Here is a 14,431-nt window from a genome sequence, read left to right as displayed (position 1 = left end):
GATTATGCGACTCCGACACCACTGCCGTCGAGCACCATCATCATCGCCGTTGCACGGGCACGGTGCTCGATGGAATCCACCGAATAGCCGACGGCCTCCGACATCTTGGCCAGTCGATGCGCAACGCTGCTGTGGTGTAGGTGCATCCGGTCGGCCGTCGCGCGTAAACTGCCCGACCCCAGATACGTGCGCAGAGTATCGATCAGCTCGATCCCGTGAGTGGTCGTGCGTAGTTCGGCTACCCGTACCAGATCGGGTATGTCGCTGGCTGTCAAGGCATTTCCCGTCTCCAGCAAATTCAGCGCGCCGAAACGATCGGCAGTCACGACGGGCTCGGACTCGCTTGCCTGGGCCAGTGCGAACCGCGCGTTTCCGAGATGCCGGTGGATGGCAGACGCAGGCATGGCCAACGAGACGCCTACACGGCCGGAACCCACCCACGGAGTCGACAGTTCACCTGGTAGGAGATGCAGAACATGGTCCTCGACGGTGATCGGCGTCGATCGTCCGGCCGTCGGCGCGTTGGTTGTCGGCGGTGAGTCGGCAGCAGCAACGGCAACTCGGACACGTGCCGTCGGCTCGATGTGCAACGCGGTCAGCGAACTGAGGAGTGCGATGTCGTCCATTGGAAACAGCACCGCTCGGGTGTGTTCGGCGGCGGACGGACTGTGCCGGGGAACCAAAATGATGGCTGCGGTCAGGGCCATCCGATCGACGAGCATGTCGTCGAGAGCGAGCGCGGGACCGGCGCGCTCGATCCACACCGAGCCCATCACGACGTCGTCGACCACGACGTCTTTGACTGCCGACCGCTCGCCCACAGCCTGAGTCAGCCAGCGGCCCTTCGGATCGCAGCGCGCGTGCTGGCGGTGTCCGCCGGACGTGCCGACGACGTCGATTCCGACTACGCAGTCGGCCAGAGCAGCGCTGGCGCGCAGCATCGCGGATGTGTCCGCGCCGTGCCTGATCAGCGCATCGAAATAATCGATCACGCGCACCAGGCCCGCGGAGTCGGCATCGAGCTCCGCGAGCCGGTACATCAGTCCTTGCATGAACCGACGCTACGAGGCGGTTACCCGAAGGCGCAAGCCCCTGCGCAGGGCGTCCAACGCCTCCGCATGTCCGCGCTTGCTCACCTCCGCGGTTGCCAGCAGCGCGGATCCGTGGAAAGTGCCGGGGAACGAATGCAGTTCGACGCTCACTCCGGCCCGCAGCAACCGCACCGCGTAGTCGATGCCCTCGTCGCGAAGCGGATCGAGCTCCATCGTCGCGACGTACGTCGGCGGCAGACCGGCAAGATCGGTGGCTCGAGCCGGGGCGGCGTAGATCGACACGTTCGGGTCGTCCGGTCCGCTGTAGGACTCGCCGAGGTAGTACTGCCACGACAGAATTGCGTTGGGACGGTGCCACATGGGTGTATCGACGAACTCGGTCATCGACACGGTGGTGAGGCGGTCGTCGAGTTCGGGGATCTCGAGCAACTGGAAGGCCACCGGAACGACGCCTTCGTCGCGAGCTCGGAGAACCGTTCCGGCTGCCAGGCCACCACCGGCGCTCTGCCCTCCGACGGCAATCCGCGTCGGGTCGACTCCCAATTCGTCCGCGTGCGAGTGGATGTACGTGAGCGCCGCGTAGCAGTCGTCGAGTGGCCCGGGAAACGGGGTCTCCGGGGCCAGCCGGTATTCGACGCTCGCCACTGCGAGTCCGAGTTCCCGGACGACATCCACGCAGTAGGGATCACTGGAAGCGGCTGTCCCAATGGCGAATCCGCCGCCGTGGATCCAGACCAGCACAGGCAACGGTCCGGCGACGTGTTCCGGCGTGAAGAATCGAACGACGACGTCCGGCGCACCGTCGAGCCCGGGGGCGGTGAGCTCGCGTAGGGATACTCCGTCCATCGACAGATCGGCGAGCATGGCATCGAGGAGTGAGTCGAACGTCGATCGCGCGGACGCAACGTCGCCGAAATCGAGACTCGGGAGCATCGTGACGGCTGCGGCGAGTTCGGGGTCGAGAGTGGGGAAGTGGGTCATGAGTTCATCATCTCCGCGAGTGTGTCCTGTGTCACTCGTTGCGTGGAGGAACTCTGGTCGCTGTCATCCGACGGGCGTCGGATGACAGCGGTGATGGACTCCAAGCGTTGGCATCGTTCATCAGGTCAAAGGGTCCGGAGCGCAGTGAGCAGCACACCGTCGTCGGTAAACCTGTCGATCCGCACGATGCGGTCGTCTCCGACGGCGGGCCGGTCAGTCGTCGAACTCGATGCGGACCGAGACCGGGTCGGTCTGGAGCGCTCGGAAGCCGGCTCCGATGATGCGTCCGAGGAGGGGATTGCCGGAGAACGACCTCGCTCTGACGGCGACGTCGTCGTCGGGTACGAATGTGGCTGTGCCGCTGCGCCACTGGTTGCCCACTCGAATCCGGATTCCCGGTATGTCCGCGATATTGGCACCCCAACCGGACCTGGTGCCGTGCTGCGATACCAGCCACGCACCGGAATCGTCGAATGCCGCCGACACCGGCACGCGACGGGCGAGCCCGGTCTTGCGTCCCACGGTCTCGAGGTCGGTCACCAGGGAGGTCGTCACTCCCAGGGACGTCAATCCGTTCACGATGGGATTGGCGAGGTACTTCCCGATCAAGCGCTCGCGGCGGAACTTCGTCACCGCAGCAGATGTGTCCGTCCGAGCGGCACCTCGGCGGTTGCGGAACGCGTCCCAGCCGTTGCGCTGCATCATCGTGGCGGCAGTCTTCCACGCCGGACGGCTGGAATTCGGCTGCCGTCCAGCGCCGATGAGCTGCAATTGGTCGGTGTGCCACTGCAGATCGAGTGCGCCGTTGATCTGCTTGAACGCGCTGGACTTCGACGGGACGCGAAGAGCCACGCGTGGCGACTCGACCCGATCCAGCGTGCCGTCGACCAGAGAGTTCGCGACGGCAGGGGCGAGGGCAGTCGGACGGCCGAGGCCGACCATGTCGCACTCACCCGACTGCACTGCCGCATTCATCACCGAGCGGGTGCGGAAGCCGCCGGTGACCGCCAGCGGCACGGTTCCTGCCGCGTCGCGCACCGTCCGCGCGTACTCCAGGAAGTACGCCTCACGATCGCGGGTGCTCGCAGTGCCCATCATCGCGGGTGATTCGTAACTGCCACCGCTGATTTCGATGAGATCGATGGATTCCCGAACGAGATGCTCGACGGTGATGCGTGATTCTTCCTCGCTGAAGCCGCCGCGTTGGAAGTCCGCGGAATTGAGTTTGATTCCCACTGCGAAACTCGGGGACACCGCTGATCTGATTGCGCGGACGACTTCGAGTACGAATCGCATCCGTCCGTCGAGGTCGCCGCCCCAGGCGTCGTCGCGTCGATTGGACAGCGGCGACAGGAACTGCGAAACCAGGTATCCGTGCGCCCCGTGGATCTGGACGCCGTCGAATCCGGCCGTCTCGGCCACGGCCGCTGCGGTGGCGAATCGGCCGATGATGTCGCGGATCTCGTTCTCGCTCAACGCCCGCGGTGCCGGAATTCCCGGGATGTTGGGGGCGACCGCGGACGGTGCCACGGGCTTGGTGCGGGTGACGATCGGGTTGGCCTGCCGGCCCGGGTGATTGAGCTGCATCCAGATGGGGGCACCGCCGTCGGACGTTGCTTTCGCCCAACGGGCCAGCGCGTCGCGGTCGCGGTCGTCCTCGATGACGACATTGCCCGGTTCGCCGAGGTGAGATCGGTCGATCATCACGTTGCCGGTCACCACCAGGCCGTAGCCGCCCGCGCCCCACTGGCGGTACAGCGTTTCGAGGCGGGAGTCCGGACCGTGCTCGGCGGTGGACAGTCCTTCGCTGAGAGCTGCCTTCATCACACGATTCGGCAAGATCTGCCCGCAGGCGAGGGTGAGCGGGCTGCTCAGGTCGATCACGTCGGTGTCAGGGGACATGGCGTTTCTCCGGTTCCTGGACTGCGGCTCAAGCTATGATGCACAACATAGATACAGAGGGACTGTAGATGTAACGAGGCGTCACGTCAATCATTGTGGTGTCCTCGGGAGGGGTTCGGATGGCGAATCGAAGCAATGCTCGGGACGACATGTTGCGCAGCGCCGCGCACCTGTTTCGTCGACGCGGCGTGGACGCCACCTCGCTGGCAGACGTCATCGATCATGCGGGCGCGCCGCGCGGGTCGATCTATCACCATTTTCCCCGCGGCAAACCTCAGTTGGTGGAAGAGGCGACCCGTACTGCGGGTGCCGCGATGAGCGCGATGATTTCGGCCGGCCTGGCTTCCGCCGGTCCGTCTGCGACCGTGCGGGCCATTCTGGAGGGATTCCGCAGCGAACTGCTGGCCACGGATTTCGTTGCGGGCTGTCCTGTCGCGCCGGCCGCGCTCGAGGGGCTGCATGCGCCGCAGGCCGTGGCCGCGGCAGGTGAGTCCTTCTCGTCCTGGGAGGACGTGATAGCGGCGTCTCTCTGGCAGCGCGGATTGACTCGCGAGCGGTCGTACGCGTTGGCGACATTCGCGATCGCCGCCATCGAAGGTGCGCTGATCATGGCCAAGGCGCAGCGCTCCACCACGGCGTTGGATCGGACCGAGGGGGAGTTGTCGGCCCTGCTCGAGGCGGTGCTGGAGGCGTCGGCCGGCCGCTGATGCCGGCCAGGATGGGGCGGCAGGTGTTGCTATAACTTCCAGTTACAGCTAACTTCCCTTCATGAACTATGCCAACCGTCATAGTGGAAGGGATTCCGATGTCGTCACCCACCACCTCCCGTCACCTGGCGGATGTGCCCCAATTCCGTCGGCGATACCTCGCGCTGATCGTGATCTGCGCAGCCGAGCTGCTCGTCGTGCTGGACAACACCGTCGTCAACGTCGCGCTGCCCTCGATGGGACTGCAGCTGCGTGCCGAGATGAGCGGATTGCAGTGGGTGGTCGACGCCTACACGCTCACGTTCGCTGGATTGCTGTTGGCGTTCGGTCACCTCGGCGATCGCTACGGTCGTAAGAAGATCATGGTCGTCGGACTGGCGGGTATCGCGGTGATGTCGGTCGGCGGCGCCGTCGCAGCCGATCTGGGCCAGGTGATCGCGGCCCGAGCGGCTATGGGAGTGTGTGCGGCCGCGGTGTTTCCGGCGACCCTTGCACTGATCATCAACATTTTCACCGACGCCAAGGAGCGAGCGCTGGCCATCGCGGCCTGGACGGCCATGGCCGGGTTCGCCATCGCCATCGGCCCGACGGCTGGTGGATTCCTGCTCGAGCACTTCTCGTGGCATTCGGTGTTCTGGATCAATGTTCCTGTGGCACTGCTCGTTCTGGTGGCTGCGCTGGCCTGCGTGCCGGAGTCCAAAGCAGAGCATGTCGGCAAGTACGACCCCCTGGGCATCGCGCTGTCGTTGGCGGGCATCACCGTGCTGGTCTGGGCGATCATCGAAGCGCCACACAACGGTTGGTTGTCTGCAACGAGCGTCGGAGCCTACCTGGCAGGATCGGCTGCCATCGTCGCTTTCGTCTGGTGGGAACTACGAACACCGTCTCCGGTGCTGGATTTGAACCTGTTTCGGAACCGGCGATTCTCACTGCCCGCGTTGGCAATTGCCGTGGCGTACTTCAGTATGTTCGGCTTCCTGTTCATGATCACCCAGTATTTCCAGGGGGTGATGGAGTTGACCCCACTGGAGTTCGGCATTCACTCGCTGCCCTTCGCTGTATCCATCGCAATCGGTGCGCCGCTGGCGACGATCGTTGCGCAACGCATCGGAACCACTGCCGTGATCGTCTTCGGGCTGATCGTGATGAGCACCGGAATGTTCATCGCAGGGCAGGTGGAAGTCGAAACGCCCTATCTGGGGCCGGTTCTCGTCTCGATGATTCTGATGGGCCTCGGCTTGGCGATCGTGCAGGGCCCTGCCACCGAGTCGATCATGTCCTCGGTGACGCTCGACGAAGCAGGTGCGGGCTCGGCGGTGAACGACACCACGCGAGAGGTCGGCGGAACGCTCGGGGTAGCCGCGCTCGGGTCGATCGTCGCATCGATCTACACCGCTCAGGTGAGTCCGAAGATCGACGCGATACCCGACGCGATCATGGAGCCGTATCAGAAGGCATTCGCGCGCGAGACGGTCGTCAGCGTGATCGAGATCGTGAAAGCGCCGACCAACCCGATCTTCGCGACACAGAAGGCCGACCTGATTTACGCGATGAAAGCTGCTTGCCTGGAGGGCTTTCAGCTCGCGTCGTTCGTCACCGTCGGAGCCGCTGTGGCATGTGCGCTTGCCGTCGCGCTGTTCCTGCCGTGGCGACGACCCGAGGGAAACGGTGTGCTGCTCGCGTGGCGCGCTGAAGCGGACGGCGACAGGATCAGTTGAAGGGCGTGCCGCCGGTGACCGCGATGGTCTCGCCGGTGATGTAGCTCGATTCGTTCGATGCCAGGAAGACATACGCCGGTGCCAGCTCTGCGGGTTGTCCAGGTCGCCCCAGCGGGACGGTCTCGCCGAACTTCTCGTACTTCTCCGCCGGCATCGTCGCGGGGATGAGCGGTGTCCAAATCGGTCCCGGCGCAACAGCATTGACGCGAATTCCACGCTCTGCAAGGTCGCCGGCAAGGCCCTTGGTGAAGGCCACGATTCCTGCCTTGGTCGTGGCGTAATCCATCAATTCCGGAGAAGGGTTCGATGCCTGAATCGAGGTGGTGTTGATGATCGTCGATCCTGCGTCCATGATCTCTGCAGCGCGTTTCGAGATCCAGAACAAGGCGTACAGGTTGGTCTTGAGCACCCGATCGAACTGCTCGGTGGTGATGTCGGCTATCCCGCCCATCTGGGCCATCTGGAATGCGGCGTTGTTGACGACGATGTCGAGCCCACCGAGTACCTCGGATGCGGTGTCGACCAATTGCACACACTGCGACTCGTCGGTGAGATCGCAGGCGATGGCTCTGCCTGCGCGGCCCGCTCCCTCGATGAGGTCGACAGTGGTCTGCGCGTCAGGACCCTCGGATTCGAGGTGTGCGATGACAACGTCGGCACCCTCGCGCGCAAAGGCAAGTGCAACGGCTCGGCCGATACCCGAGTCGCCACCGGTGATGAGTGCTCTGCGGCCGTGCAGACGATCCGATCCACGGTAGGAATCCTCACCGTGGTCGGGAACGGTGACCATGTCACGGGTCAGTCCTGGGTGCTCGAGACGTCCTTGCTCGGCCCGGTCGGGCATCGGAAACGCGGTTCTCGGGTCGGACTTGCTGAACTGGTCGGACATTGTCGATCCTTGCCTCGGTGTGCGTGAAATGCTCCACGCGGCAAGTCGAACGAGCCGCTTCGGTTCAGTGGAGACGACTCACGGTGAACGTGCCGTCCGGGGTCGCTGTCCTCCTGGGGTTTGCCGAATCGTGCGGACCGCAAACCTCCACCGGTCATGCAGCGCGCGGATCTGCCCCGATGGTCGCCGCGCCCAATGCGTCGAGAACGAGGCGTGCGGGCCGCGTCGGAGCGTAGATCTCGAGCCGGCCTGCACTGCGGGCGGCGGCATCGACGATCACGCATGCTGCCCCCGAGTACATGAAGGCGACCGCTGACAAGTCCAGCAGCACAACCGTTTCGCCGCGCAGAGCGTCGTCGAGCGCCTGCGCGAGATCGGTACGAGCCCCCAGGTCGAGATCGCCCGACGCACGGACGACAGTCAGGCGAGGGGAGTAGAACTCTGTGCCGATGGAGTAATGAGCATTGCCGCGCTCGACGGGGGCGAGGTGAGAATCGAAGTGGTCGGTGACAGTCACGGTGCGAACCTCTCAGTTCGGATGGCCTAGCGACCGACGTGCACGGGGTGAAACCCGAGGGCTACAGGTTCCGGTGCATGCCGTGCGGTAATCCTGACAGTGCAACGTCACCGAACCGAAGCTTGTCCATCACGGACCGATAGCTAGTCGGTAACGATAAGGTAACGGAAGATGAGATGCTGCTGAGTGGCGTTCAGGGCAGTGTGTGGCCTGCCGTTCGGAACAGGCGGTACCACTCCTGCCTGGTCAGGCGTAGGTCCGAACCGCCGGCAGCTTCGACGACTCGATCGGGACTCGTGGTGCCGAGCACGACCTGGATGTCGGCCGGGTGCCTGGTGATCCAGGCCGTTGCCACCGCTGACGGGGTGGATCCGTGTGCGCCGGCGATCTCGTCCAGTGCCACATTCAGTTCGGGGTAGTTCTCGCGGTCGCCCACGAACACGCCGGAGGGCGTACCGCTCTGGAACGGTGACCACGCCTGCAGGGTGATGCCGCGCGTTCGCGCGTAGTCCAGCAAGCCGTTGTCGCGGTCGATCGATTGATCCTCGGTGCCCATGTTGGCCGTCAGACCCGCCGCGATCAACGGCGAGTGCACGATGCTCAGCTGCACCTGATCGAACAGAATGGGTTGACTGGCAGCAGTTTTCAGTAACTCGATCTGGCCGGGTGTGTGATTGGAGACGCCGAAGCCCAGGACTTTGCCCGACGCGTGCAGGTGATCGAACGCTGCTGCGACCTCCTCCGGCTCGACGAGGGTGTCCGGTCGGTGCAGTAGAAGCGTGTCCAGGTACTCGACGCCGAGGGCCTCGAGTGACGCCTCGACAGTGGTGACGATGTGTTCCTTGGAGAAGTCGAACCAGCCCTCCCGAATGCCGACCTTGCTCTGAATGCTGATGTGCTCGCGTTGCGACGAAGTCAGGGTGATCGCATCGCCGAATCGCTTCTCGCACGTGTGCGGGGTACCGCCGTAGATATCGGCATGGTCGAACACCGTGACGCCTACGTCGAGAGCGGTGTCCACCAATCGTCTGATCCGTTCGTCGTCCAGATCGGTGATGCGCATGAACCCCAGCACGATGCTCGAGACGTCTGTCCCGGTGTGGGGGAGGGTGAAGGTGTGCATGTCGGTTACTCGAACTCCAGACGCATCGATTGGGTGGTTGCCTGCAGCAGCAGGGCGAAGCCGGTGAAGGAAATGACGATCGGAGCCCACAGGACCACCGCCACGAACGTGTCCACGCCGCGCTCGATCACGATATAGACCGCGACGACCGTGGTTCCGAGCAGGCAGAGAGCAATGTGTGTGGCCAACCGCCACTTGTCGAAGAAGAAGCCGGCAAGCATGCCGATCGGGATGAGGAATGCGCATTTTCCGAGCGTGACCTCGGGCGCGAAATCTGCCGTGATGGTGGCCCCGAAAATTGCGACGTTCGCGATGACGACGAAGGCGAACGCCTGCCCGAGCGTCGGCCACGGACCGAACCACCAGAACGCGCCCATGATGTATGCGGCGATCATGCACGTCCACTGCACGATCGACGGGATCGCCGTCGTGGCTCCGTAGCCGAATGCGAGCTCGAAGGTCACGACGACGGCCATGGCCAAGGCAGCAGCGGAGACGATGCGTTTGACTGCGGTGGTCAACGCGAGGCTGGTCATCACGCCGATACACCATTGATAATGCTCGTTGGATCTGGTCATGGCGCGAGTCACATCAGCCCCCATCGTTCCAATCGGGTCCCGATTGAAACACAGCCGCCTGCGCCGGGGTTCGACTTCGTTCATTTTCCCGCGCGGGTCCTCGCGCGATGGGCATGACTGTCAGCTGATGAGGCGGTGCAGCAAGGCGGGAAGTGTCTCGGCGATGTCGTGGCGGCTGGCAACTCGGTCCCTCGCGGCGTCCCCGAGAGTCCGCCGCCGATCCGAATCGGCCACCACCGTCGAAATGGCGGCCGCGAGGGCTGTGGCGTTGCCGGGCTCGACCAGTATCCCGGCACCGTCGACGAGGAATTCGTGGGTACCGCCGTGATCTGTTCCGATCACCGGCAACCCGTGCGACATCGCTTCGAGTACCGACAACGGGCCGGCCTCCGGAGACGTACTGGCCGAAATCACGACGTCCCACCTGCGGAGAGCAGACTGGGCGTCGGTGTGCCCGAGAAACTCGACCCTGCCGCCGAGGTCCGGTTCGGCCGCACGGGCGTGGAGCTCCGATACGTAGTCCCGATCGCCGGGGAAGCTGCCTCCTGCGAGCTCGACTCGGATGTCGGGAAGAGTGGCCACGGCATCGAGGAGGACTCGGTGACCCTTCCAGGGTGTCAGCAGAGCCAACATACCGACGACCGGCGGGGTGTGAAGTTCGCCGCCGAAGCGAGGCACCGGCCACGGCACTCCGTTGTGGGATACCACCACGGGAAGGCCGGCCGCGCGGAGCGGAACTGCCGTTGCTTCCGACACCGACACCGCGACACGGACGGCGGGCCGCGCGAATCGAACCACCACCCGCTGCTTGAGCGAGTTCATGGTGTCGTGAACGAGCCACGACGCACCGCGGGTGGGCCTGCACAGTCGTACGACGGGGAGCGCGAACAGCGAGTTGACGACGGTTGCGGTTCCGGGGGCACGCGCGACGGTGCGCACTGCGCGCGCGGCTCCGATCCATCTGCCGAGCAGGCGTACGGCGGCGACGACGCGTGCGGCCCCGTGCTCACCTCCGAGGCCCAGCTCGTCGATCCGGATGTGTCGGGTTGCGCTCGGCAGGCGATGCGCCAGTGGTCCCGCGGGGCAGGCGATCACAGTTCTGTGGCCGCGGCGCTCGGCCTCGTCGATCAAATTCAGCAGTACCTTCTCGGCACCGGAGACCTGTCCCGTATGGGCGAGGAAAAGCACAGTCGACTCGTCGGTCATGTGTGGGCCCGTCTGTGTGGCAAGGGTGGTTCGAGAAGTCGAACTCGTGACTCGTCATGCATGGTGCAGCAGAGCGACGGGGTCTTCGCACATCCTCTGCAGCGCCGAATCGATGACCGCGACGTCGATCATCTTGCTGCAGAACGATGCCGTGTACGTTCGCCCACCGGCAATCTCGGCGATGAGCATGGTGCAGCCGTCCGGGCCGTCCGGTTCGAGCGATGCGGCCATCTGCGGCGGTCTGCCGTCGTCGAACCAGTCGAGATGATCGAACACCCGCACTCGCCCGAGGTCGCTGACGGCCAGCCTCAGTGTTTCGGGAACCTCGACGACCGAATCGGTCTGCGCGCGAGCAGCAGGACGAACTCGCGACGCAGCATCGCGCAGCAGTGACATCGCCAATACTGCTATCGGCCAACCCGATTCGATCACCTCGCGCATTGTCGCAGTGATGCCGACGGGTGACGTACCCGACGGGAGGTGAAGTGGAATGCCGACGGCAAAGTTCCCGTGCGAATTCTGTTGCGCCGAATCGAGATAACGTCGACTGTTGAACAAGACCATGATGTGCTCGGCGACGTCGACGCCCTCGGCCCGCAGAGCCGCACTCCACAGTGCGATCGAGATCGACGCGGCGGTCGCTCCTGGCATGTGCTCGGCCGTCCAGTGTTTGAGTTCGTCCACACGGGCTCGGCTCATGTACGCGGCTCGGCTGACCTTCGCGGCTTCCCAGTTCTCGATTCTGCGACGGGGAGCGGACTCGCCGTCGGCCTCGGTTCGGTGGCGACCGCGCAGCTTCCAGAAGTCCGCCAAGGTCTTCGGATTCCGAGAATAGTGACGCCACAACGCTTTCCATGTTGCGCTCGCCGGTAGTCCCACCGCGAGCCCGGGGACCAGTGACCCGTCGGCATCGTCGCAGAATGCCGCCAACATCATCACGCCGATCTGGCCGTCCCCGATTCCGTGCGAGTAGTCGATCGCGAGATGGTCGTCGAACACGACCACGTCGAGAGGGCTGCGTTCTCCGTGTCGAGATCGAATGTCGGTGAGCATCTTGCCCAGGTCGTCCGTGGGATCGGTGCTCGCGGAGACGTTGTCACCTGCGATGCCGGTGCGGTAGCGCCACAGGCGAGCGTCCGACCGCGGTTCCAGGGCGAGGTGTGCCTCTGTACCGACCTGTTCGGCGGCCGTGAGCGTTCGTCTCGTACGTCCGACATCGAGACCACGAACGGGGCCGACCGCGGTGACAATTCGGGTATCGGCGAAGACACGATCCAGCGCAGTTGCGCGGTATCGACGCTCAGCGGACGGCATCGACGACCTCCTGCATCCGACTGCGGAAGTTTGCCCGTGAAAAGCCCTCCGCCCACGCGCGAATGCCGGCGCGGTCGTAGTCTGCGGGGTCGAAGGAGCGCATGGCCTCGGCAAATCCGGCGATCACTTCGTCGTCGGAGCCCGGAGCCACGTGCACCCCGGTCTTTCCGGGTACCACCGAGTCCATGGCACCGCCGTCGCCCAGGGCGATGACGGGTGTTCCGGTCGCCATGGACTCGACGGGGACGATGCCGAAGTCTTCGACTCCCGGCATCAGAAGGGCGCGCGTCGTCCGATGCAGTTCGAGAAGCTTCTCGTGTGAAACTCGTCCCAGGAAGGTCGTTTTCGGTCCGGCCAGTTTCCGGCAGGCGTCCATCGCACGGCCGTCTCCCGCCACCACGAGGGGAACGTCGGCCTCCGCGGCCGCGCGCACCGCGATGTCCGGACGCTTGTAGGGGACCAGGCGACCCGCGAGCAGGAAGAAGTTCTCTCGCTCGACGGACGGATCCGGCGTGAATCCCTCGGTGTCGACGGGAGGGTGGACCACCACCGCGTCGTCACGGCCCCACCAGTCCTCGATGCGACGTGCAACTGCAGTCGAATTGGCCACCACGGTGGTCAGTTTCGGTGCGGCAGCGATCTCGCATCGGCGGGCAACGGCCGACAGTGCCGTCAGGATCGCTGCTCCGGCTCTACCGCCGCCTTCGCCTGCGCGTAGTTCGGGGTCCCAGGCCCACCGTGCCGGGCTGTGCACGTAGGCGATCACCGGGGAGTCGGTGGCGAACACGGCCTGGGTTGCGAAGGCGTGGTGGCTGACCACGACTGCATCGAAACCTTCGAGCGGCATGCGCCGAAATGCCAGCGGCATCATCGGAAGGACGGGCGCGTAGGACCGCTGCCCCAACGCGTTGTACAGCCGGTTCAGGCTCGACGTGTGCACCTCGCGGCCGATCCCCGACGGGACCCCGGCCGGCCTGGAGATCGGCGCGAACACCTCGGCCGCAGGCCAGTGCAATGCGAGCTGTTCGATGACGTGCTCGGATCCGGCGATCTCGGTGAATCTTTCGTGTACGACGGCAATTCTGTCAGCTGGCATGGCTTCGGCCTTCCGGCGCGATCGTCTGCGCGGTCTGTTCCACTCGTCGGGTCGAGTTCTTGCTCTGCAGGACCAGGTGCACGGGTATGTCGAAGTCGTCGAGCCGCCGCAGCGCGGCGGTTGCTGCCTTCTTGTCCCGTCCACGGCTGGACACCAGCACCACGACGGTCTCGACTTCGCCCACTTCCGTGTGCTGCCACCACTGCTCCGACAACCCGAATTCTGCGGTGCCTCGACGATGTTCGGTTGTCCGATGCCGATCGTGAGTCGACTCCGACACGGCACCCTCGCCGACCAACAGGACGATCACGCTGTCGCCCCTGGGAGCTGCGTGTCGAGCACCCCTCGAGGCGGGTCGATCGCCGCGTTCGAGTGCTGCCATCCGCGCAGCTACGGCCGGCGGCACCGCGTCACCCGCCGTCGGGTCGAAGTGCGCTCCGTACTTGCGGGAGACCCGACGTGCCCAGGAACGAGAGGGCCTGCGTCCGAGGCGTCCTCGCAGCAACACGATCAGTTCGGCCGCGACGATGAGGGCTGCGAGAGCGGCTACGAGTGCCTCCGAGACCGGTTTCGGTGACACCGGTGTGGTGCTCTGCTCGGGGTTCGACAGCACGACCAGTCGATCTCCTCCCGCAGCGGCCTCGACTTCGCTCAGGCGGGTGCGCAGTTCGGCCAGTTCGGACACGGCCGCGGCCCGGCTCGGGTCGTCGGCGGGGAGAGCGTCCACTCGAGCCTGTTGCGCATCGATCGAGGACTGCGCTTCCTCCGTGCGCTCGCGAGAGTCGCGGATCGCGTTGGCAGTGCTGGTACTTGCCATGGTCGACACCATCGTGCGAGCCAGATCTGCGGCGAGCTCGGCAGATCGGGTCGTCACCGTGACGGTCAGCAGTGCAGGCGAGGTGCCGGGGGAGATTTCGACGCTCGACGCCAGCTCGGCAGCGTTCAGTCCGGAGTCGACCTGCGTGAGGACCTCATCGAGCACACTGCGGTCGGTCGCCAACTCGACGAACGGTGCGCGCATCTGCTCGATGAACGCGTCACCGGGAACGAGGCTTTGGGCCGGTTCGATCTCGGCCACGACCGACGCGGCGTACTGCTTGTCGGTGAGTTCGCTTCTGAGGTAGAACACGCCTGCACCGACCAGCGCAGCAATGATCACGGCGGGCAGCAGTGCCCGGCCGAGTTCACGCATGTGTCCCGCCAGATCGATAGGTGGGGGCACGTCGCCTCGGTGTACGGCATCGTGGACGGACATCAACCGCGTACCCTTCCGTCGTCGATGCGAGCGGACGTACCGCTTCGGAGATTCGTGGAGCCGACAGGCTCGATGATAGCCGGGCCCGAGTGC

Annotated in this window: 13 protein-coding genes; 2 read left to right on the top strand and 11 right to left on the bottom strand. The window is 64.9% G+C overall.

Translation table 11 applies throughout. The features are described 5' to 3' along the window. Window positions 1-2 precede the first annotated feature (2 nt). From CH271_RS27445 to CH271_RS27435, 3 genes are all read right to left on the bottom strand, one after another. Entirely contained in the window at window positions 3-1,052 is a 1,050-nt protein-coding gene (locus tag CH271_RS27445; RefSeq protein ID WP_256986569.1) for a helix-turn-helix domain-containing protein, read from the bottom strand. Window positions 1,053-1,061: 9 nt separating this feature from the next. Beyond that, window positions 1,062-2,033 carry an alpha/beta hydrolase gene (locus CH271_RS27440; protein ID WP_094635601.1) on the bottom strand — a complete coding sequence of 324 codons (972 nt, stop codon included), beginning with the start codon at window positions 2,031-2,033 and terminating at the stop codon, window positions 1,062-1,064. 213 nt (window positions 2,034-2,246) lie between these two features. Then, window positions 2,247-3,935, bottom strand: coding sequence for a nitroreductase family deazaflavin-dependent oxidoreductase (locus CH271_RS27435; RefSeq protein ID WP_094635600.1), 1,689 nt, complete (start codon window positions 3,933-3,935; stop codon window positions 2,247-2,249). Between the two features lie 119 nt (window positions 3,936-4,054). On the opposite strand from CH271_RS27435, the gene CH271_RS27430 reads away from it, so the two are divergent. Further along, the gene (locus CH271_RS27430) at window positions 4,055-4,642 is read left to right on the top strand and encodes a TetR/AcrR family transcriptional regulator (protein ID WP_230596355.1); all 588 of its coding nucleotides are present in this window, start codon (window positions 4,055-4,057) and stop codon (window positions 4,640-4,642) included. A gap of 98 nt (window positions 4,643-4,740) precedes the next feature. Then, complete coding sequence (locus tag CH271_RS27425) at window positions 4,741-6,360, top strand: MFS transporter (RefSeq protein ID WP_094635599.1); 1,620 nt, start codon at window positions 4,741-4,743, stop codon at window positions 6,358-6,360. On the opposite strand, the gene CH271_RS27420 is transcribed toward CH271_RS27425, so the two are convergent. From CH271_RS27420 to CH271_RS27385, 8 genes are all read right to left on the bottom strand, one after another. Continuing rightward, on the bottom strand, window positions 6,353-7,249 hold the full coding sequence (locus CH271_RS27420; protein ID WP_094635598.1) for an SDR family oxidoreductase: 897 nt from the start codon (window positions 7,247-7,249) through the stop codon (window positions 6,353-6,355). The genes CH271_RS27425 and CH271_RS27420 overlap by 8 nt on opposite strands. Window positions 7,250-7,403: 154 nt before the next feature. Further along, the gene (locus CH271_RS27415; protein ID WP_094635597.1) at window positions 7,404-7,766 is read right to left on the bottom strand and encodes an STAS domain-containing protein; all 363 of its coding nucleotides are present in this window, start codon (window positions 7,764-7,766) and stop codon (window positions 7,404-7,406) included. Between the two features lie 193 nt (window positions 7,767-7,959). Continuing rightward, window positions 7,960-8,889, bottom strand: coding sequence for an aldo/keto reductase (locus tag CH271_RS27410; protein WP_094635596.1), 930 nt, complete (start codon window positions 8,887-8,889; stop codon window positions 7,960-7,962). 5 nt (window positions 8,890-8,894) lie between these two features. Then, on the bottom strand, window positions 8,895-9,467 hold the full coding sequence (locus tag CH271_RS27405; RefSeq protein ID WP_256986568.1) for a giguanylate cyclase: 573 nt from the start codon (window positions 9,465-9,467) through the stop codon (window positions 8,895-8,897). Window positions 9,468-9,587: 120 nt separating this feature from the next. Next, window positions 9,588-10,673 carry a glycosyltransferase family 4 protein gene (locus CH271_RS27400; protein ID WP_094635594.1) on the bottom strand — a complete coding sequence of 362 codons (1,086 nt, stop codon included), beginning with the start codon at window positions 10,671-10,673 and terminating at the stop codon, window positions 9,588-9,590. Between the two features lie 54 nt (window positions 10,674-10,727). After that, window positions 10,728-11,987: a hypothetical protein gene (locus CH271_RS27395; RefSeq protein WP_256986567.1), complete on the bottom strand. Its 1,260-nt coding sequence runs from the start codon at window positions 11,985-11,987 to the stop codon at window positions 10,728-10,730. After that, a complete protein-coding gene (locus CH271_RS27390) occupies window positions 11,974-13,083 on the bottom strand; it encodes a glycosyltransferase (RefSeq protein ID WP_037193214.1) in 1,110 nt (369 codons plus the stop codon). The genes CH271_RS27395 and CH271_RS27390 overlap by 14 nt, the downstream gene beginning before the upstream one ends. Then, window positions 13,073-14,305, bottom strand: coding sequence for a hypothetical protein (locus CH271_RS27385; RefSeq protein ID WP_094635677.1), 1,233 nt, complete (start codon window positions 14,303-14,305; stop codon window positions 13,073-13,075). Before CH271_RS27385 ends, CH271_RS27390 begins: the two co-directional genes overlap by 11 nt. Window positions 14,306-14,431: the final 126 nt, after the last annotated feature.

The organism is Rhodococcus sp. 05-340-2, from assembly GCF_002258915.1.
Classification (GTDB): domain Bacteria; phylum Actinomycetota; class Actinomycetes; order Mycobacteriales; family Mycobacteriaceae; genus Rhodococcoides.
This window is presented reverse-complemented; position numbering and strand designations above follow the sequence as displayed.